The sequence below is a fragment of the Pseudomonas sp. B33.4 genome, assembly GCF_034555375.1.
GTDB lineage: Bacteria > Pseudomonadota > Gammaproteobacteria > Pseudomonadales > Pseudomonadaceae > Aquipseudomonas.
The window spans coordinates 6,191,913-6,212,156 of record NZ_CP140706.1; the positions used below are offsets into that span (position 1 = coordinate 6,191,913).

The following is a 20,244-nucleotide window of genomic DNA, read 5'->3' on the forward strand; positions in this document are numbered from 1 at the left end:
TCGCGAAGAGTCCATCTGCGTTTCATCGCTCATCAAACCCGGCCCAAGCGCCAACACGGTATACTCCCGCTCTTTTTTCCGGAGCGACGTCATGTCCCTGCCTAGCTTGCGCCTCAAAGCCAACGCCGACCGTCGCCTGCGCGCCGGTCACCTGTGGGTCTACAGCAACGAAATCGATGTAGCCGCCACCCCTTTGCACGGCTTCCAGGCCGGCGATCAAGCCATCCTCGAAGCTGCCGGCGGCAAACCGCTGGGCATCGTGGCGATGAGCCCGAACAACCTGATCTGCGCTCGCCTGCTGTCGCGCGACATCAAAGTGCAACTAGACAAATCGCTGCTGGTGCACCGCCTGAACGTGGCCCTGTCACTTCGCGAGCGCCTGTTCGACAAACCGTTCTATCGTCTGGTCTACGGTGATTCCGACCTGCTGCCAGGCCTGGTCGTCGACCGTTTCGGCGACATCCTCGTCGTGCAGATCGCTTCGGCCACCATGGAAGCGCATAAAGATGACGTGATCGCCGCACTGACCCAAGTGCTCAAGCCAAGCGGCATCCTGTTCAAGAACGACTCCGCCGCACGCGACGCCGAAGGCCTCAACCGCTACGTCGAAACCGTGTTCGGCCTGGTGCCGGAGTGGGTTGCGCTGGAAGAAAACGGCGTGAAATTCGAAGCCCCGGTCATTCAGGGTCAGAAAACCGGCTGGTTCTACGATCACCGCATGAACCGCGCACGCCTGGCCCCGTACGCCAAAGGCAAACGCGTCCTCGACCTCTATAGCTACATCGGTGGCTGGGGCGTACAGGCTGCCGCATTCGGCGCCAGCGAAGTGTTCTGCGTCGATGCTTCGGCTTTCGCCCTCGATGGTGTAGAGCGCAACGCTGCACTGAACGGTTTCGCCGACAAGATGACCTGCATCGAAGGCGATGTCTTCGAAGCCCTGAAAGAACTCAAGGCCAGCGAAGAGCGCTTCGACGTCATCGTTGCCGACCCGCCAGCGTTCATCAAACGCAAGAAAGACATGAAAAACGGCGAAGGCGCCTACCGTCGCCTGAACGAGCAAGCCATGCGCCTGCTCAACAAGGACGGCATCCTGGTCAGCGCGTCATGCTCGATGCACCTGCCGGAAGATGATCTGCAGAACATCCTGCTGACCAGCGCCCGCCACCTGGATCGCAACATCCAGTTGCTGGAGCGTGGCGGTCAGGGCCCGGATCACCCGGTGCACCCGGCCATCGCTGAAACCCGCTACATCAAGAGCATTACCTGCCGCTTGCTGCCCAACAGCTGATCCATGCGGATAACGGGGAGCCAGAAGGCTCCCCGTTTTTTTGCGTGCCACCCTTCCTCCTCGCTATTTCCCAATACTTCCTACAATTATTTTCTCGCTGACGTGCAGGATATTTCCTTACGTCCTTTAATTATTGAAACTTACCCTACAAGTTTATTTCCGGCTAAAGACTGCTCCGACAAAATTACTGGAAATTTCCTACTTAATATCCTCTTGCCAATAATCCATTACAAACTATTATGAAGTTGTCACCACGAGGTGACTTCAACTATCAACGAACAAGGAGTTCACATCATGAAAAGTATTTCTCTGGAAAGTAAAAAAATTGCAAACCTGGCTTTTCTGGTTGCTTCCAAAACCCGCTAAGTGAGTCAGGACGCCGGGGAGTGCCGGCAACCCGGCGTCCTTTTGACTTTATCCAGAGAGAATCGCCCCACATGCACATCAATCCTTATCTATTTATATTGCCGCGCTCGCCCGGACAAATTGTATGGAATTATAAAAACCATACTCAACACGAGCTCGACTTAAACTACGCCTCTCGCTTCGCCCAACTAATAAACAAGCCAGACCTGTTCGACGCCGACAACATAATAGACATACAACTATTAAACGCGGACATACTAACCATTTCAAAAATAGACGTTCCAAAATGGGGCTGGGACGAATTGTCGAAGATCTATCACATCGGTACGCAAAATATTCCGTGTGAATATCCACCTCAGAACATCCATGAGTGGGCCAGTCAATATCTCGCGCATTGCAATGAGGTATTGGCCACTCCGCCTCCCGCGACCGACGGCCCGCAGCCTGAACCTGAGCAACGTATTGCCCTGCCCGCTCCGTGCTCATTGGGTAATGACAGCCTGAAAAATGCGCTGTTTCAGCGCAAAACCTGTCGCAGCTACACCGGTGCAGCGATGACGCTCAATGACGTCGGCACTCTGCTCTACCTTTCTCTCGGCTATCTGCACGAACGTGAAGGAGATTGTGACGACAGCATCGCCACAGGCCTTGGCGCACGTCGAAGCAGCCCTTCCGGGGGAGGCCTGAACGCCTGCGAAGGCTTCTTGCTGGTGCGGAATGTTGTTGATCTGGAACCTGGCATTTATGCCTACCATCCGGACGATCATTCCCTGAGCCGGGTCAATCCATTGCCTGAGCCTGCCCTGGGCCATTTGCTCGGCGGCCAGCACTTCATCAACAACCTGCCACTGGGATTGTTCATTACCGCCCGTTTTGACCGGCTCTGGTGGAAATATGAACACTCGCGGGCCTATCGCATGGCCTTCGTTGAAGCCGGTCACCTGTCGCAAACCTTTCAACTCGTCGCCACGGCATTGGGTCTCAACACCTGGCTGACCGGGGCATTTGCCGACCGTCGGGTCGAAGCCCTCCTCAATCTCGAGGGTAGCGCTGAACAACCGCTGTTTTTTGTTGGCTGCGGAGAAAGCGATGGACAGGTGATGTGCCACGAGATGCGCGAACTGTTGCGCGAGGGGCAGGCATGAGCCAGTCAATTGCGGACCCGGATGAAGCGCCGGTGTCATGGGCACTCAAATTCACCTTGGGTGATTGGGAGAGCCGTGCTTCCGTGCGCAGCAGTACCCATGATTATCAACTGCCCGACGATGTGCCGCTGCAACTGCAAACCCGCCACTGGTTTCCACCTGCGTTTCTGCCCTATCTGGCACATCCGGCCATTCAAGCGGCCGGGCGTGATGTGCTGCATCGGCTATCAGCCAACCATCTGGTGCATTTTCTCGATTACACCACCCTGCTCGAACACCGCATCGTCAATCGTGCAGTGGAAGTCATCGTGCACCGTGAGCTGCCCATCTACGTGCCTCTGGCAATGAAACACGCAGCGTTGCAGCTCTACACCGATGAGGGCTACCACGCACTGTTCTCCAATCGACTCGCTGAGCAGATCGCCAGCTTCTACGGGATCACTGGACGTCCGGTGATTCCGAAGCGCATCACCCGCCTTAACGCATTGATCGCTCGCACGCCGGAAAAGAACCGGCCACTGGCATGGTTTCTGCTCGGCTTCGTCTCGGAAACCATCATCGCCCGAGAGCTGCTGGACGTCTGTCGCGACAGCCTGGTCTCCAGCGTGAGCGACATGCTGCGCGACCATCTGACTGATGAAGCCCGCCACAGCCGTTACTTCGCCGAAGTGTTCCATTATTTCTGGCTGTCCATGAACAGCCGCCAGCGCCTGTTTGTCAGCAAAACACTGCTGGAGATCATCGGGATTTTTTTCGAGGTCGACGAACACTGGCTGCAACAGAGTTTGCGAGGAGCAGGCATTGCCGACAGCGATGTGAGGGACATCATCGGCAGCATGGCAACGGCGCACGCCAATCGAGCACGCGCACGGTCAGGCTCCATTGCAACGCTGGAAGCACTGCGCAAGGCCGGTTTTTTCGCACTTCCTCATAACCAGAAACTTTTTGCCAAGGCAGGACTGATCGATGGATAAAGGAAAATCCGTGGTAACCACAACGCAGCGCCGCGCTGCTGTCAGCCTGTTGCTGGCCATGGTGCTGCTGGGCGTGTTTCCACTGGATGTTCTGCTGCCTTCATTTCCCGCATTGGCGGCACACTTTCGCAGCTCCCCGGCGGATATCGCACTGTCGATCAGCCTGTTCGCCGTGGGGATCGCGTTTGCCCAGTTGCTGATCGGCCCTCTCTCGGACGTGATCGGGCGCAAAGGCTTGTTACTCGCCGGCATGAGCGTATCGATGCTGGGCGCGCTCGGCTGCGTGCTGACCTCCGATTACACGCTATTCCTGGTCTTTCGGGTGATACAGGCCTTGGGTTGTGGCTGTTTCGTGTTGTCCCAGGCGCTGGTGCAGGATCTGTTTGAAGGCGAGGAGCGCGACCGCTTGCGTATCCTGATGGTCACGGCCACGGGGATTTTCATTTCGGTGTCGCCGCTGGCCGGGACCTTTTTGCAAGCCACACTCGGTTGGCGCGGCAGCTTTTGGGTGTTTACCGCGTTGTCCGCCATGGTGCTGATCAAGGCCTGGCTGTTTTTACCGAGCAGCCGTCCAGCCTCGGGGGGTTCGCCGATCGGCTTCATTCAGTCCTATCGACGCGTGTTGGGCGACTTCGAGTTTGTGGGCTACTGGCTGATTTCGGCGTTTGCCTTCGCCTGCCACTTTTCGTTCATCGTGATTTCACCGCTGATTTTCATGGACCAACTGCAACTCGCGCCTTATGACTTTTCGCTGATCCTGCTGGTTTACGGTGCGGCCTACGTTGTCGGCGGGATCATCGCGGCGGTTCTCAATCGACGCATCACGCCGGTGCAGCAAATCTTCACCGGGCTAAGCCTGATACTGCTGTCGGGACTGGCAATGCTGTACCTGGCAGCCAATCATGTGTTGGCGCCGACCACGGTGTTGATCCCGATGCTGATCTGCACCGCCGGCACCACCATTGCCCGCCCCGCCGCCACCTCGCGGGCCATGGGCCTGTTTCCGGAAAACGCCGGCACCTCGGCCTCGGCGGGCAGCACGATCATCTTTATTTGTGGCGGGCTGATCAGCGCCTTGATCAGCCTCAGTCCGGCCAATCTGCAATCGACGCTGGGCTACAGTTTTGTGCTGCTGAGCACGATAGCGCTGGTACTCAACAACAAGCTCAGCCGTCGCGCCAGAGAGCATGAAGCCAATGCCGCAGTGCAGTCCGGTGGTGATTAAACCTGCCGGCCGTCATTCCATATACACCGTCTGCGCTGGAACAACGCTTTGCGCCATTCCCTCCAGACGCCAGCGGTGTAGAATCGGCTGATTCATCGCCATTCATCCCCCGGCGGGTTTATGAGCTCAGGCTGAGACCAGCGGCGATCCCGCAACGTCATCGGCAACATCACGGACACACGGCCATTTCTGAGTGTTCCAGACGTCAATAGAAGCTCACTCCCCTTTTGCACCTGATTAGTAAGTGATTAGCCGCCCGGAGTGCTCCATGCCAGATTACCGCTCGAAAACATCCACCCACGGCCGCAACATGGCCGGTGCCCGCGCACTGTGGCGCGCCACGGGGATGAAAGATGACGACTTCAAAAAGCCGATCATCGCCATTGCCAACTCCTTCACCCAGTTCGTACCGGGCCACGTGCACCTGAAGGATCTGGGCCAACTGGTCGCCCGTGAAATCGAACGCGCTGGCGGTGTAGCGAAAGAATTCAACACCATCGCCGTGGATGACGGCATCGCCATGGGCCACGACGGCATGCTGTACTCGCTGCCGAGCCGCGAGATCATCGCCGACTCCGTCGAGTACATGGTCAACGCCCACTGTGCTGACGCCATCGTGTGCATTTCCAACTGCGACAAGATCACCCCGGGCATGTTGATGGCTGCCTTGCGCCTGAACATTCCGGTGATCTTCGTTTCCGGCGGCCCGATGGAAGCCGGCAAGACCAAACTCGCGTCCCACGGCCTCGACCTTGTCGACGCCATGGTGATCGCCGCCGACGAAAGCGCTTCTGACGAGAAAGTCGCTGAGTACGAGCGCAGCGCCTGCCCGACCTGCGGTTCGTGCTCCGGCATGTTCACCGCCAACTCGATGAACTGCCTGACCGAAGCACTGGGTCTGGCACTGCCGGGCAACGGTTCGACCCTCGCCACCCACAGCGATCGCGAACAACTGTTCCTGCAGGCCGGCCGCACCATCGTCGAGTTGTGCAAGCGTTACTACGGCGAGAATGACGAATCGGTGCTGCCGCGCAACATCGCCAACTTCAAAGCGTTCGAGAACGCGATGACGCTCGACATCGCGATGGGCGGTTCGACCAATACCATCCTGCACTTGCTCGCTGCCGCCCAAGAGGCGGAGATCGATTTCGACCTGCGCGACATCGACCGTCTTTCGCGCAGCGTTCCGCAGTTGTGCAAAGTGGCGCCGAACATCCAGAAGTACCACATGGAAGACGTGCACCGTGCTGGCGGCATCTTCAGCATCCTCGGTTCGCTGGCCCGTGGCGGTCTGCTGCACACCGACCTGCCGACCGTGCACAGCCGCAGCATGGAAGAAGCCATCGCCAAGTGGGACATCACCCAGACTGACGATGAAGCCGTGCACCACTTCTTCAAGGCCGGCCCGGCCGGTATCCCGACGCAGACGGCGTTCAGCCAGTCGACCCGTTGGGAAACCCTGGATGACGACCGTGAAAACGGCTGCATCCGCAGCGTTGAACACGCCTATTCGCAAGAAGGTGGTTTGGCCGTGCTGTACGGCAACATCGCTCTCGATGGCTGCGTGGTGAAAACCGCCGGTGTCGACGAGTCGATCCACGTCTTCGAAGGCAACGCGAAGATCTTCGAAAGCCAGGACAGCGCCGTACGCGGCATCCTCGCTGACGAAGTGAAGTCTGGCGACATCGTCATCATTCGCTACGAAGGCCCGAAAGGCGGACCGGGCATGCAGGAAATGCTCTACCCGACCTCGTACCTGAAATCCAAAGGCCTGGGCAAAGCCTGTGCATTGCTCACCGACGGTCGTTTCTCCGGCGGTACTTCGGGTCTGTCCATCGGCCACGCTTCGCCAGAGGCTGCAGCCGGTGGCGCGATAGGTCTGGTGCAGGATGGCGATAAAGTACTGATCGACATTCCGAACCGCTCGATCAACCTGTTGGTCAGCGATGAAGAACTGGCTGCACGCCGCGCCGAGCAGGACAAGAAGGGCTGGAAACCGGTCGAGATTCGTCCACGCAAAGTGACCACCGCCCTTAAGGCTTATGCCTTGCTGGCGACCAGTGCCGACAAAGGTGCTGTGCGTAACAAAGCGATGCTCGACGGGATCTGAAAAAGCTCAAAGCGGCGAGCCGCAAGCTGCAAGAAAGAGCAACGTGGCTCTTGCTTGCAGCTTGCGGCTCGCCGCTATCAGCTGCTTTTATTGGATTTCTTCTGGCTTGACGATCACCCAATTCTTGTCCGCCGTCACCGGCAAACCTTCCTTGGCCTGCGCCGCTGCATGCTTGGCCATCATGCCGTTCAACTGCGTCATGTACTTGTCTTTGCGGTTGATCCACAGGTGAATCCCGCCCTTCGCCACATCGACATCGTGGAACAGCATGTAACCGTCACTGGTCGGGGTATCGCCACCGACCAATACCGGTTTTTTCCATTCATCGATGTAGGTCAGGATCGCTGCGTGCTTGCCGGCCATCCACGTCGCCGGCGTCCACAGATACGGCGTCAGTTCGAGCCCAAGGTTGGCCTTCTCGTCATATTTGCCGGCAGTGATCTGCTTGCGCGCGGTGGTCAGTTCGTTGGTTTCACGGTTCTTCAGCAGCGTGGTCACGCCAATGACGTTCTGCGGTTTGACGTTGTAGCCGTACTTCGGATCCGCCGCGACCATGCGCACCAGCTCTTCAGAGGCGGCGGTCATCACGTAGACCTCGATGCCGTTCTCCATCAGCTTGTTGTACAGCTCCTGCTGGCCGGTGAAGATTTTCGGCGGGTTGACGTCGAGTTTCTTGACCACATCCCCTTCGTAATACGTCGCCGGCACCGGTTTGCCCGAGGCCATCAGCTCATCGACATAGCCCTTCAGCTCTTTGAGGGTGAAGCCGGAGAACACCTGCGCCACCCATGGGTAGCAGACCATGTCGTCGACTTCGCAGAGGCGATAGTAGTAACTGAACAGGCTTTCCTTGTGGTCGGCGGTGTCCTTGAACGGCATCAGTTTCAGGGAAGGATCGAGTTTGTCGCGGGTGATCAGGCCCTTGTTTTCCATGAACGGCAACAACGACTCTTCGAGGTCGTAGCGGTAACTGGTGTTGTCCATGTCGAACACCGCGTAGTTACCCTTGTTGGCATTGGCGGCGATCATCGCATCCAGCGCCTTGGCCTGATCGGCCGGCCAGTGTTTCAGGTCAGTAGCGAACGCCTGAGTAGCCAGGCCCATGCCCACCGTCAGTGCGACAGCCAGAAATTTCGGTGCGAACTTCATAAGCCTCTTCTCCCTGATTCAAAGAGATCGACGCTAACAAATATGTGTGACAGTCCTCGCCTGTCAGCGACCGCCCACGTCCCTATCGCGCCAGATGCATTGCCGAGAGCGACACGGGCTTATTCCAAAAACGACGGACGCCCTAAGATTTCGGTATTAAATCATTGCAAATCAAGCTGTTAGGCTTGCCGGTTCGCAGCAGCCCCGGAAGGCTGTTGGCAAAGTCTTTCTGGAGTTCTCATGAATCTACCGTTGATTCTCAACCTGCTGGTGTTCCTCGCCCTGCTCTTCGGTCTGGCGCAAACCCGCCACACCACGTGGAGTCTGGCGAAAAAAGTCCTGCTCGCGCTGGCGATGGGCGTCGCGTTCGGCGTGGCTCTGCACACTGTTTACGGTGCCGGTAACCCGGTGCTGAAAGCCTCGATCGGCTGGTTCGATCTGGTCGGCAACGGCTACGTGCAGTTGCTGCAAATGATCGTTATCCCGCTGGTGTTCGCCTCGATCCTCAGCGCCGTAGCACGCCTGCACAACGCCTCGTCGCTGGGCAAGATCAGCTTCCTGACCATCGGCACCCTGCTGTTCACCACCGCGATTGCGGCGCTGATCGGCATCGGCCTGACCAACCTGTTCGGCCTCACTGCCGAAGGTCTGGTCGCTGGCACTCAGGAAATGGCCCGTCTGCAAACCATTCAGACTGACTACGCCGGCAAAGTTGCCGACCTGAATGTGCCGCAACTGCTGCTGTCGTTCATCCCGCAAAACCCGTTTGCCGATCTGGCGCGGGCCAAGCCGACCTCGATCATCAGCGTGGTGATTTTCGCTGCGTTCCTGGGGGTTGCGGCGCTGCAACTGCTCAAGGATGACGTCGAGAAAGGCCAGAAAGTGATCAACGCCATCGACACCCTGCAAGCCTGGGTGATGCGTCTGGTACGTCTGGTGATGAAGCTGACCCCTTACGGCGTGTTGGCGCTGATGACCAAAGTGGTCGCCGGTTCCAACCTGCAGGACATCATCAAGCTCGGCAGTTTTGTCGTGGTGTCGTACCTCGGTCTGGGCCTGATGTTCGTCGTGCACGGCGTACTGGTGTCGGCGGCCGGGATCAACCCGCTGCGCTTCTTCCGCAAGATCTGGCCGGTGCTGACGTTCGCGTTCACCAGCCGCTCTAGCGCGGCGAGCATTCCGCTGAGCATTGAAGCGCAAACCCGTCGTCTGGGGATTCCGCAGTCGGTGGCGAGTTTTGCGGCATCGTTCGGTGCGACCATCGGCCAGAACGGTTGTGCCGGTCTGTACCCGGCGATGTTGGCAGTGATGGTTGCGCCGACCGTGGGCATCAACCCGCTGGATCCACTGTGGATCGCGACGCTGGTGGCGATTGTGACCTTGAGTTCGGCGGGTGTGGCCGGTGTGGGTGGCGGCGCGACGTTCGCGGCGCTGATCGTGCTGCCGGCGATGGGTTTGCCGGTGTCACTGGTGGCGTTGCTGATTTCGGTTGAGCCGCTGATTGATATGGGCCGCACGGCGTTGAACGTGAGTGGTTCGATTACGGCCGGTGCGATTACCAGTCAGGTGATGCAGCAGACGGATAAAGAGCTGCTGGATGCCGATGAGCATGCGGAGTTGGCTCAGGCGTGATGTAAAGCAAGATCAAAAGATCGCAGCCTTCGGCAGCTCCTACAGGGAAACACGGATACCGTGTAGGAGCTGCCGCAGGCTGCGATCTTTTAGGCTTTTTCCCAGACTTCGAAGTTGTACGCCGGCTTATCTTCAACCGCCGGGTTTTCAACGTTGGAAACCAATTTCCACTCGTTCAAATCAAACTCCGGAAACCACGCATCCCCTTCCGGGCTCAACGCCACGCGCGTCAGATACAGACGATCCGCCTGCGCCAGTCCTTGCGCGTACAACTGCGCGCCACCAATCAGCATCAGCTCATCGACGCCCTGCGCTTTCGCCCATTCCTCGGCGCGAATCACCGCAGCTTCCAGCGACGGATACACTTCCGCACCTTCCAGCACCAGATCGGCCTGACGGCTGACTACGATATTCAGGCGGCCCGGCAACGGACGGCCAAGCGAATCCCAGGTCTTGCGACCCATGATGATCGGCTTGCCCAAGGTCGTGGCCTTGAAGTATTTGAAGTCCCCCGGCAGGTGCCAGGGCATGCTGTTGTCGACGCCGATCACGCGGTTTTCACCGAGGGCTGCGATCAGGCTGAGGGGGAGTGATTTAGTCATGCCGGCGAGGATACCAGAGCCGCGCTTACCCCGATAAGCGCCACAGCGGTTATGCTCAGCGCTCATTTAAGCAACGGGACGCCGCGTGACTGAACTGACTCCACTGCAAAACCTCTGGCTGACCGAGACCGTGCGCCTGCGCGAAGAACACGCAGGCCCATTGGATGATCTAGAGGCCAACCGACTGGCGCGCACGGCCGGCGGCGATCTGCCGAGCCGCATTCAACGCCGGGCGTTATGGCTGGCCGAGCGTGACGGGCTGACCAATGCCCTCAAACACTGGCTGCAAGGCGCGCGTCTGGCGCTGGTGTTGCTGATGATCTTCGCGGTATTGAGCGGCGCCGGTCTGGCCTTCGCCGCACTCGGCCAGACGCCGGTCAATGTGTTCTGGGCCTTGGGCAGCCTGCTCGGACTGAACCTGATTCTGTTGCTGAGCTGGTTGCTGGGATTGATCTTTGCCGGTGAACACGGCGCCACGCTCGGACGACTATGGCTGTGGCTCAGCGAAAAAATGGCCCGCGATGCCAAAGCCGCGCAACTGGCACCTGCCCTGCTGCTGATGCTGCAACGCAAGAAACTCAATCGCTGGGCGCTCGGTACGCTGGTCAACGGTTTATGGTTGCTGGCGATGTTCAGCGCACTGATTCTGCTGCTGACATTGATGGCGACCCGGCGCTACGGCTTCGTCTGGGAAACCACGATTCTCAGCGCCGACACCTTTATCCACGTCACTCATGCGCTGGGTTATCTGCCGTCGCTGCTCGGTTTCAATGTGCCGACGGTGGAGATGATCCGCGCCAGTGGCGACGCTGCGCTCGATATTGAAAGCGCCCGTCAGGCCTGGGCGACCTGGCTGGTTGGGGTGTTGGTGGTGTACGGCGTGCTGCCGCGACTGCTGCTCGCACTGTTGTGTTTCTGGCGCTGGAACAGCGGTAAAGCCGCGCTGCGTCTGGACCTGAACCTGCCCGGCTACGCACAACTGCGCGAACGCCTGATGCCGACCAGCGAACGCCTCGGCGTCAATGACCCGGAGCCTGCGCAACTGCATCGCGTCGAAAGCGGCGTTGGTGAACTGGTCAGCGAAGGCGCGTTGCTGGTCGCCATCGAACTCGATGAGCAGCGCCCATGGCCGCCCGCATTGCCGAAAAACGTCAGCAACGCCGGCATCCTCGACAGCCGCGAGTCACGGCACAAACTCCTCGAACAATTGAGCCGCTTTCCGCCAGCACGTCTGGCGATTGCCTGCGATCCACGGCGCTCGCCGGATCGTGGCAGCCTCGCGCTAATCGCCGAGCTGGCGCGCAGCGCTGGCGAAACCCGCGTGTGGCTGCTGCAAGCGCCGCCCGGCGAAGCGCTGGACGCCGAACGCCTCGGCGACTGGCACATCGCGCTGCAACAACTGGAGTTGCCGTTCGCCGATTGCGCGCCGTTGAACTGGCTGGAGACGGGTCATGACTGATGCCTGGAAAGCGCCGCTGAAACTCGCGGTGGTCGGCCACACCAACGTCGGCAAGACCTCGCTGCTGCGCACGCTGACCCGCGATGTCGGCTTCGGCGAAGTCTCCCATCGCCCGAGCACCACGCGGCATGTCGAAGGTGCGCGGTTGTCGGTGGACGGCGAGCCGTTGCTCGACCTCTACGACACGCCGGGGCTGGAAGACGCCATCGCCCTGCTGGACTTTCTCGAACGTCTGGAACGCCCCGGCGAACGCCTCGATGGCCCGGCGCGACTGGCGCGGTTTCTCGACGGCAGCGAGGCGCGCCAGCGTTTCGAACAGGAGGCGAAAGTGCTGCGGCAATTGCTGGCCTCCGACGCCGGTTTATACGTGATCGATGCGCGCGAACCGGTGCTGGCCAAGTATCGCGATGAACTGGAAGTGCTGGCCAGTTGCGGCAAACCGCTGCTGCCGGTGCTGAATTTCGTCAGCAGCGCCAACCATCGCGAACCGGATTGGCGCGAGGCATTGGCGCGGCTCGGGCTGCATGCGCTGGTACGTTTCGACAGCGTTGCGCCGCCCGAAGATGGCGAGCGGCGGTTGTATGAAAGCCTCGCGCTGCTGCTGGAAAACGCCCGTCCGCAACTTGAGCGGTTGATTGCCGATCAACAGGCTCAGCGCCTGGCGCGGCAGCAAAGTGCGGCGCGCTTGATTGCTGAGTTGTTGATCGACTGTGCGGCTTGCCGGCGCAGTGTGGTCAGCGAAGCTGCGCAGGAACAGCAAGCCATCAGCGAACTGCGCAAGGCTGTGCGTCAGCGTGAGCAGAAGTGTGTTGAGGCGTTGCTCAAACTGTATGCGTTTCGTCCGCAGGATGCGGCGGCGAGTGATTTGCCGTTGCTGGACGGGCGTTGGGGCGATGACCTGTTCAACCCGGAAACCTTGAAGCAACTCGGTGTGCGCGTAGGCGGCGGGATTGCTGCCGGTGCGGCGGCGGGGGCTGGCGTGGATTTGCTGGTTGGCGGGATCACGCTCGGCGCGGCGGCGCTGGCGGGGGCGATTGCCGGTGGTGCGCTGCAGACGGCGCGTAGTTATGGCAGTCGCTTGCTCGGCAAGATCAAAGGCCAGCGTGAGCTGACGGTGGATGACGGGGTGCTACGGTTGTTGGCGTTGCGTCAGCGGCAACTGGTGTTGGCGCTGGATCAGCGTGGGCATGCGGCGATGGATGCGGTTCAGGTGGCCACGCCGCAAGACAAAACCTGGCGCGAGGGCAAGTTGCCGGAAGCGCTGAACAAGGCGCGGGCGCATCCGCAGTGGTCGTCGTTGAATCCGCAGGCGAAGTTGAATCAGGGGGAAAGGCAGGAGCAGATTGAGGCGTTGGTAGGGAAGGTGCTTGAGCTGTAGATCGAACCCCCTCACCCCAGCCCTCTCCCCCAAGGGGTAGAGGGGGAAGGGAGCAGATCTCCAGGCTTTTCAAACCTGAGTTCGGCTGGATATCTCAGGTCGATGTATGGCCCCACAACAACACGATCGGCTCCCTCTCCCTCCGGGAGAGGGCTGGGGTGAGGGCAACGATTACCCGGCCGACAACAAAACCTCAGCCTTACGCTTCAGCACACCCAAATCCATCACCGGCACCGCCATCTCCTTGGCCAGCTCATCCCACTGCCGCATCCGCAAACTCACCGCACACAACGGATCATGCGCAAACGCATCCGCCTCGGCCTCTGTCATCACCCCACCCTGATATTCCAGCGTCCGCCGACTCGCCTCACTCAGCCGATCAAAATACCCCGGCTCACGCAACGTCAGATACCGCTTGGCCTGCACGTGATATTCCACCAGCTGTGCCAAGCGCTCGCTGAAACCGGCCTCACGCAAATAATCCGCACCCAACCGTTCATGACTGACCACGCCAAAGCCGTCCATGTTCTCCGCGCCCTCGGCACACAGGTGGCCGATGTCATGAAAGAACGCTGCCAACACCACTTCGTCATCAAAGCCCTCGGCCATCGCCAGTTCGGCGGCCTGGGACATGTGTTCGATCTGCGACACCGGTTCGCCGATGTAATCGCTGGTGCCGAAGCGTTCGTACAGCGCGAATACCTTGGCGACGGTTTGCTCGTGATCTGTCATCAAACTTCCTCCAGCAACTGCGCAATGTTGCGCTCGGCCATGGCCGGGCCAACGCTCATGCCGACGCCGGTGTGCATCAGCGCCACACTCAACCCGGGTGCCGGGCGCAGCAACGAAAATGGTCCCGGTCCCCGAGAACCATAGACGCCCTGCCAGCGCTCGACCACTTGCACCTTGCAGCCCAGGGTCTGCTCGGCCAGTTCGATCATCCAGTTGTCCACTTGCTCGGCGTTGAACGGTGAAGGGTCGCTGCCGTAATGGTGCGAGTCACCGATGATCAGTTCGCCGTACGGCGTCGGGCTGATCAGCAGGTGAATACCGTTGTCGTGCAGGTGCGGTTGCTCACGCAGGATTTGCGCCTGCACCGCCGCCGCTTCCGGCAAATCGGCGAAGGCGCCGTAGTGCACGCAGCTCAGACCGGTGAGCAAGGCGTGTTGCAGATTGAGATCGATCTGCGGTTTGGCGCGAAGCATTTGCAGGCGGCAGATTTGCGGATCGAGTGCGGCAATCGGCTCGGCCAGCAGGGTTTGATAATCGTGGCCGGAGCAGACGATGATCTGCTTCGCGGTAAACGTCCCGGCGGTGCTGTGCAGGTGGCCGGGTTCAACGTCGCGCACCAAAGTCGAGAAGTGAAACTCGACACTGAGGTCTCGGCGCAGGTAATCGATCAATGCAGGGATTGCTTCGCGCGAGTACAGCTGTTGATCGTCGATGCCGTGGAGGGCGGCGCGGTGGTGGCGGAACTGGCCGTTGTATAGATCGCGCAATGCAGCGCCGCGCAGCAACTGGATGTTGTAACCGTGTTCAACGGCTCGACCGTTGCAGAAGGCTTCGAGCAGATGTTCTTCGGCTTCGGTGCGGGCAAACAAGTAGGAGCCGTTACGTTTGATTTGCAGCCCGGCGAGTTGCGCCCAGTCGCCCCAGATTTCGCGGCTGGCCTTGGCCAGTTCGAGCATTGGGCCGGGGGGTTGGCCGGTGACAAGGGCCTGGCCGAAGTTGCGCACCGAGGCGCCGAGGGGCGTGGCAGTGCGTTCGAAAACGGCGACCTTGAGGCCGCGTTTGGCGGCGGCGTAGGCGTGCGATAGGCCCAGAATGCCGGCGCCTACGACGAGCAGGTCTTTGTGTTGTGTCATCTGGATGATTTCCTGAATGAAAGACCGCTATCGCGAGCAGGCTCACTCCTACAGTTGGAATGCGTTCCCCTGTAGGAGTGAGCCTGCTCGCGATGAGGCCCTGTCAGCTTGCGAAGATTTACTTGGCCGCCACTTTCTCGGACTTGCCGTCATAGCGCTTGCGCCACTCGGTGAGGATCTCGTCGCGATTCTTCGAGGCCCAGGCAAAGTCGTTCTTGATCAGACGCTGCTCATAATCCGCCGGCAATTCAGTCTGCGGCTTGGCGATCCCTGGCTGCGCAAGAACAGCAAAGTTCTCCTTGTACAGATCCATCGCCTCAGCACTCGCCGAGAAGTCCGCCAGTTTCTTCGCCGCTTCTTCATGCGGCGTGCCTTTGATCACGGCAGTCGCTTCGATTTCCCAGCCCAGACCTTCCTTCGGCAGGATGATGTCCAGCGGCGCGCCCTGGCGTTTTAGCTGTACCGCTGGGTATTCAAAGGAAATACCGATCGGGAACTCGCCCGCCGCCGCTAACTTGCAAGGCTTGGAACCGGAGTGAACGTACTGACCAATGTTCTGGTGCAGACCGTCCATGTAGGCCCAGCCCTGCTTCTCGCCGAAGGTTTGCAGCCACGCGCTGACGTCGAGGAAACCGGTGCCGGACGAGGCCGGGTTAGGCATGACGATCTTGCCTTTGTACTCAGGCTTGGTCAGGTCCTGCCAGCTCACGGGTTTGGTCAAACCCTGTTTCTCGGCCTCGACAGTGTTGAAGCAAATGGTCGCGGCCCAGACGTCCATGCCGACCCACGCAGGCGGGTTAGCGGCGTCGCGGTAGTTCGCACCGATCTTGCCGAGGTCCTTCGGCGCATAGCTTTGCAGCATGCCCTGCTGATCGAGGATCGCCAGGCTTGAAGCGGCCAGACCCCACACCGCGTCAGCCTGCGGACGGGCCTTTTCGGCGAGCAGTTTGGCGGTAATGATCCCGGTGGAATCACGCACCCATTTGATCTCGACGTCCGGGTTGGCCTTTTCGAACGCTTCTTTGTAGGACTTCAGTTGCTCGGCTTCGAGGGCGGTGTACACCGTCAACTCGGTTTTTGCCGCGAAGGCATTCAGGCTGAAAGTAGCGAGCACAGCAGCGGCCAGGGCCATAGGCTTGAACATGATCGTTTTCCTGTAATGAGTTGAACGGGGTTGGAATCAGTGACCGGGCGCGGTTTGCCGCCAGGCTTGAGAACGGCGCAGCAAGCCGCGCGAAGCCCACGCCAGCAGCAAAGACACGCCCGCCGAGGTGAACAGAATCAGGGTCGACATCGCCGCCGCGCCGCCGACGTTGCCGGCGTCATCCATGTTCAGCACTGCGACCGCCGCAAGGATGGTGTCGGGGCTGTAGAGGAAGATCGCCGCCGACACCGTGGTCATCGCCGAGACAAACAGGTAGCGCACGATATCCAGCAGCGCCGGCAAACATATCGGCACGGTGACTCGCAGGTAATGCCGATACAGCGGCGCCTTGAGCGACAGCGCGGCGGCTTCGAACTCGGCGTCGAGTTGGCGCAACGCGGTGGTCGCAGTCATTTGTGCGGTGGTCAAATAATGCGCAATGGTGCAGACGATCAGCAGCGTCATCGTCCCGTACAGCACATGCAGCGGGTTGCCCGTGAGGTTGAAGAAGAAGACGTAACCCAGACCGAGCACCAGCCCCGGCACCGCCATCGGCACAAAGCTGAGCATGCGCAAGGCCAGATTGAGGCCGCGTTGGCTGCGGGTTTTCTCCATCAGGTAAGCACCGGTGAAAATCAGCACGCTGCCGATCAACGCCGTACCCAAGGCCATCTTCAGACTGTTGCTGTAGGCCAGCCAGCCGCCGCCAGCGGTTTCGTTGAACTGGTAATGGTTGAGCGACAGCGACAGGTTGTACGGCCAGAATTTCACCAAGGAGGAGAACACCGCCATGCCGAACACCAGAATCAACGCCGCGCTGATCAACAGGACAATCGCCAGATAGCAGCCATCGCGCAGCTTCGACGGCGCCGGTTTGAACACCTGCGCCCGACCGCTCATGGAGTCACCGTGACGGCGGCGCAGCCAGGCATCGACGCCGAAGCTGAACAGCGCCGGCAGCAACAGCACCATGCCGATCAACGCGCCGCGACCGAATTGCTGCTGACCGACCACGGCTTTGTAGGCCTCCAGCGCCAGCACTTGATAGTCGCCACCGACCACCACCGGCACACCGAAATCGGTGATGGTCAGGGTGAACACCAGACAGAACGCGGCGAACACGGCCTGGCGAGTCGCTGGCCAAGTAATGCTGCGGAAGGCTTTAGCCGGACTGGCGCCCATGCTCGACGCGGCATCGAACAGTCGCGCATCGGCCAGCGACAACGCCGAGAGCAGAATCATCAACGCATGGGGAAAGGTATAAATCACCTCACCCAGCACAATCCCCCAGAACCCGTAGATGTTGTCCGAGAGCAGGCCGCGCAACATGCCCTGGTTGCCGAACAGATAGACCAGTGCAATCCCCGGAAGCATCGACGGCGCCATCAGCGGCAACAACGAAATCCCACGCCAGATGCCCTTCGCCGGAATCAGCGTGCGTTGCAGCGCGTAGGCAAACAGGTAAGCCAGCGGTACGACGATGGCCGCGACGCTGAGGGAAACTTTCAGGCTATTACCGAGTAGCCAGTGGAAATTCGCGCTGCTCACCAACTCCTTCGCCGCAACCCAGCCACCGCCCTGCCCGGCCTCGCTGCTGAAGCCACGCCAGAAGATCGCCAGCAACGGCAGCAACACCGCGACGCCGAGCAACAGCAGCAGAAGGGCTTTGCCGCCGACGACAAAAATGCGATCGCCGATCTCGGCTTTCGAAGTCTGGCGCACCTGCTTGTGCGGTAGCGGCAGCGCGAGGTTGCTGTTCATCAGGCAAACACCTGCAGGCTGCGCGGCGGCAAGGCGACCATGATCTGCTGGGCACCGAGGCGCGGCATGGCTTCCGGCGCGAGTTCGGCGAGCAAGGCGTGGCCCGGCAATTGATCGAGTTCGAAGCTCATGCGGCAGCGGTTGCCGAGGAAGGTTATTTCGCGGACTTTGGCCGGGAACAGGTTTTCTTCATGCACCGGCGGATTGACGTTGATCGCTTCCGGGCGGCAGAACAAACGACCCGAGGCGCGCTGGACGCTGCCGTCGCTGAGGCGCAGGTTCATCCCGCCGACCTGCGCGTGGCTGTCGCTGCTGCGCTGGAACGGCAGCCAGTTGCCCTGCCCAACAAACTCGGCCACGAACGGCGTGGCCGGGCGGTTGTAGATTTCCTGCGGCGTGGCGTACTGCTCGACGCGGCCGTTGTTCATCACGGCGATGCGGTCGGCCATCAGCATGGCTTCGTCCTGATTGTGCGTGACCATCAAGGTGGTGATGCCGAGGTTGCGTTGCAGCTGGCGCAGCTCGGTACACAGATGCTCGCGGACGCGGGCGTCGAGGGCGGACATCGGTTCATCAAGCAACAACAGCGACGGTGCCGGCGCCAGCGCGCGGGCCAGCGCTACACGTTGCTGTTGGCCGCCGGACAATTGGCCGGGGTACTTTTTCTCGCTGCCGGTGAGGCCAACCAGTTCGAGCATTTGCCCGACACGGCGACGTACTTCGTCGCGACCGCTGCCGGCGAGGCCGTAGGCAATGTTCGCTTCGACCGTCAGATTGGGAAACAGCGCGTAGGACTGGAACAGAATCCCGTAATCACGGGCTTGCGGGGCGAGGTGCGAGACGTCGCGCTCGCCGAGGTACAGCTCGCCGCTGTCCTGTTTTTCCAGACCGGCGATGCAGCGCAGCAACGTGGTCTTGCCGCAGCCCGACGGGCCGAGCAGGCACACCAGTTCACCGGCGGCGACGTCGAGGGAGACGTTATCCAGCGCAGTGAACGCGCCGAAGCGTTTCTGCACGCCGCGCACTTTCATGGGTGCGCCGGGGTTGGTCAGGGCAGTTGCGATGGCAGGATTCATGGACAGACCTCATCAAGCAGATGGGGCCAATCCTAGAGTTGTAATGCGTCCGTCATGTGGCAACGAGGCAAAAACGGCCGATAGTGGTATTCGGGGATTTTGGTTGGAGATCAAAAGATCGCAGCCTTCGGCAGCTCCTACATTGGAATGCGTCCCCCTGTAGGAGCTGCCGAAGGCTGCGATCTTTTGATCTTCAAGCCGGGGACATTTCCTGTGCCAAGCCGAGGAACGCCGCCGGCAACCGCGCGCCCTTCCTTTCTTTGAGGCAGTAAAGGTACTCAGGAATCTGCGGCGCATTCTCGATCGTCAGCACGCGCAACTGCGGATCATGCGGCACTTCCTGCCGGGCAATGATGCTGATGCCGATATTGCGCAACACCGCCTCACGAATCGACTCACGGCTGCCAATCTCCAGCAACGGCCCGAAGCTCACCCCGGCACTCGCGAGCAACTCTTCCGTCAGCCGCCGCGTGGTTGAACCGGATTCACGCATCAACAAGGTATGCCCGGCCAGCGCACTCAACGCGACATGCTCCTGCGCCGCCAGCGGATGATTGCGATGCACCGCCAGCACCAGCGGATCAGTGCCCAACACCCGACGAATCAACCGCGCGTCATCGAGCAATTGCGACGACGCGGCGATGTCCACGCGGTAATCCTCTAGCGCTTCCAGCACTTGTTGCGAGTTGCCGATTTCCACCGACACTTCCACTTGCGGCAAACGCTCGCGAAAGGTCTTCACCAGATCGAGGATGTAATAGGGCGCGGTCGCGGCGATGCGCAAAGTGCCCTGCACCTGTCCGCTGTTGCGCAGGAAAAACTCGATGTCGGCTTCCTGCTGCAACAGCGTCTTGACCATCGGCAGCAACCGCGCGCCTTCATCACTGACGCTCAGACGCCGGCCGCCACGGTAGAACAACTCCACCGAATACTGACTTTCCAGATTGCGAATCTGCGTGGTCACGGTGGGTTGGCTGAGGCCGAGTTTTTTCGCCGCCAGCGTGATGCTGCCCAGGCGGGCGACCATGTAAAACGCTTTCAGCTCGGCACTCAGCACAACCTTTCCTCAT

16 protein-coding genes are annotated in these 20,244 nt (G+C 60.1%); 8 read left to right on the forward strand and 8 right to left on the reverse strand.

Features of this window, described 5'->3' with window-relative positions:
* The first annotated feature begins 91 nt into the window (after nucleotides 1–91).
* The 5 genes from U6037_RS27500 to ilvD all read left to right on the forward strand — a co-directional run bounded on the left by U6037_RS27500 (nucleotide 92) and on the right by ilvD (nucleotide 7,108).
* The gene (locus U6037_RS27500) at nucleotides 92–1,288 is read left to right on the forward strand and encodes a class I SAM-dependent rRNA methyltransferase (RefSeq protein WP_016983220.1); all 1,197 of its coding nucleotides are present in this window, start codon (nucleotides 92–94) and stop codon (nucleotides 1,286–1,288) included.
* Between the two features lie 437 nt (nucleotides 1,289–1,725).
* Complete coding sequence (locus U6037_RS27505) at nucleotides 1,726–2,799, forward strand: SagB family peptide dehydrogenase (RefSeq protein ID WP_322845157.1); 1,074 nt, start codon at nucleotides 1,726–1,728, stop codon at nucleotides 2,797–2,799.
* Complete coding sequence (locus U6037_RS27510) at nucleotides 2,796–3,773, forward strand: diiron oxygenase (protein ID WP_322845158.1); 978 nt, start codon at nucleotides 2,796–2,798, stop codon at nucleotides 3,771–3,773. Before U6037_RS27505 ends, U6037_RS27510 begins: the two co-directional genes overlap by 4 nt.
* On the forward strand, nucleotides 3,766–4,998 hold the full coding sequence (locus U6037_RS27515; RefSeq protein ID WP_322845159.1) for a multidrug effflux MFS transporter: 1,233 nt from the start codon (nucleotides 3,766–3,768) through the stop codon (nucleotides 4,996–4,998). Before U6037_RS27510 ends, U6037_RS27515 begins: the two co-directional genes overlap by 8 nt.
* A 268-nt stretch (nucleotides 4,999–5,266) precedes the next feature.
* Nucleotides 5,267–7,108 carry a dihydroxy-acid dehydratase gene (ilvD, locus tag U6037_RS27520; protein WP_322845160.1) on the forward strand — a complete coding sequence of 614 codons (1,842 nt, stop codon included), beginning with the start codon at nucleotides 5,267–5,269 and terminating at the stop codon, nucleotides 7,106–7,108.
* 87 nt (nucleotides 7,109–7,195) lie between these two features.
* Here the strand turns inward: ilvD and U6037_RS27525 are convergent, their stop codons facing one another.
* Nucleotides 7,196–8,257 carry a hypothetical protein gene (locus U6037_RS27525; RefSeq protein WP_064116295.1) on the reverse strand — a complete coding sequence of 354 codons (1,062 nt, stop codon included), beginning with the start codon at nucleotides 8,255–8,257 and terminating at the stop codon, nucleotides 7,196–7,198.
* Nucleotides 8,258–8,497: 240 nt separating this feature from the next.
* On the opposite strand from U6037_RS27525, the gene U6037_RS27530 reads away from it, so the two are divergent.
* On the forward strand, nucleotides 8,498–9,889 hold the full coding sequence (locus U6037_RS27530) for an L-cystine transporter (RefSeq protein WP_322845161.1): 1,392 nt from the start codon (nucleotides 8,498–8,500) through the stop codon (nucleotides 9,887–9,889).
* A gap of 89 nt (nucleotides 9,890–9,978) precedes the next feature.
* On the opposite strand, the gene U6037_RS27535 is transcribed toward U6037_RS27530, so the two are convergent.
* Nucleotides 9,979–10,491: a dihydrofolate reductase gene (locus tag U6037_RS27535; protein WP_322845162.1), complete on the reverse strand. Its 513-nt coding sequence runs from the start codon at nucleotides 10,489–10,491 to the stop codon at nucleotides 9,979–9,981.
* 85 nt (nucleotides 10,492–10,576) lie between these two features.
* Between U6037_RS27535 and U6037_RS27540 the strand changes: the two genes are divergently transcribed.
* Together U6037_RS27540 and U6037_RS27545 are read left to right on the forward strand one after the other, a co-directional pair.
* Entirely contained in the window at nucleotides 10,577–11,950 is a 1,374-nt protein-coding gene (locus U6037_RS27540; protein ID WP_322845163.1) for a DUF2868 domain-containing protein, read from the forward strand.
* The gene (locus U6037_RS27545) at nucleotides 11,943–13,328 is read left to right on the forward strand and encodes a GTPase/DUF3482 domain-containing protein (RefSeq protein ID WP_322845164.1); all 1,386 of its coding nucleotides are present in this window, start codon (nucleotides 11,943–11,945) and stop codon (nucleotides 13,326–13,328) included. Before U6037_RS27540 ends, U6037_RS27545 begins: the two co-directional genes overlap by 8 nt.
* 171 nt (nucleotides 13,329–13,499) lie before the next feature.
* On the opposite strand, the gene U6037_RS27550 is transcribed toward U6037_RS27545, so the two are convergent.
* The 6 genes from U6037_RS27550 to U6037_RS27575 all read right to left on the reverse strand — a co-directional run bounded on the left by U6037_RS27550 (nucleotide 13,500) and on the right by U6037_RS27575 (nucleotide 20,231).
* Nucleotides 13,500–14,060 (reverse strand): phosphonate degradation HD-domain oxygenase, encoded by a 561-nt coding sequence (locus U6037_RS27550; RefSeq protein ID WP_322845165.1) that lies wholly within the window; start codon nucleotides 14,058–14,060, stop codon nucleotides 13,500–13,502.
* Nucleotides 14,060–15,193 carry a TIGR03364 family FAD-dependent oxidoreductase gene (locus U6037_RS27555; protein ID WP_322845166.1) on the reverse strand — a complete coding sequence of 378 codons (1,134 nt, stop codon included), beginning with the start codon at nucleotides 15,191–15,193 and terminating at the stop codon, nucleotides 14,060–14,062. The genes U6037_RS27550 and U6037_RS27555 overlap by 1 nt, the downstream gene beginning before the upstream one ends.
* A 118-nt stretch (nucleotides 15,194–15,311) precedes the next feature.
* Entirely contained in the window at nucleotides 15,312–16,337 is a 1,026-nt protein-coding gene (locus U6037_RS27560) for a putative 2-aminoethylphosphonate ABC transporter substrate-binding protein (protein WP_007912988.1), read from the reverse strand.
* 36 nt (nucleotides 16,338–16,373) lie between these two features.
* Nucleotides 16,374–18,098, reverse strand: coding sequence for a putative 2-aminoethylphosphonate ABC transporter permease subunit (locus U6037_RS27565; protein ID WP_322845167.1), 1,725 nt, complete (start codon nucleotides 18,096–18,098; stop codon nucleotides 16,374–16,376).
* Nucleotides 18,098–19,174 carry a putative 2-aminoethylphosphonate ABC transporter ATP-binding protein gene (locus U6037_RS27570; RefSeq protein ID WP_322845168.1) on the reverse strand — a complete coding sequence of 359 codons (1,077 nt, stop codon included), beginning with the start codon at nucleotides 19,172–19,174 and terminating at the stop codon, nucleotides 18,098–18,100. Before U6037_RS27570 ends, U6037_RS27565 begins: the two co-directional genes overlap by 1 nt.
* Before the next feature lie 193 nt (nucleotides 19,175–19,367).
* Entirely contained in the window at nucleotides 19,368–20,231 is an 864-nt protein-coding gene (locus tag U6037_RS27575; protein WP_064116303.1) for a LysR family transcriptional regulator, read from the reverse strand.
* Nucleotides 20,232–20,244 lie beyond the last annotated feature (13 nt).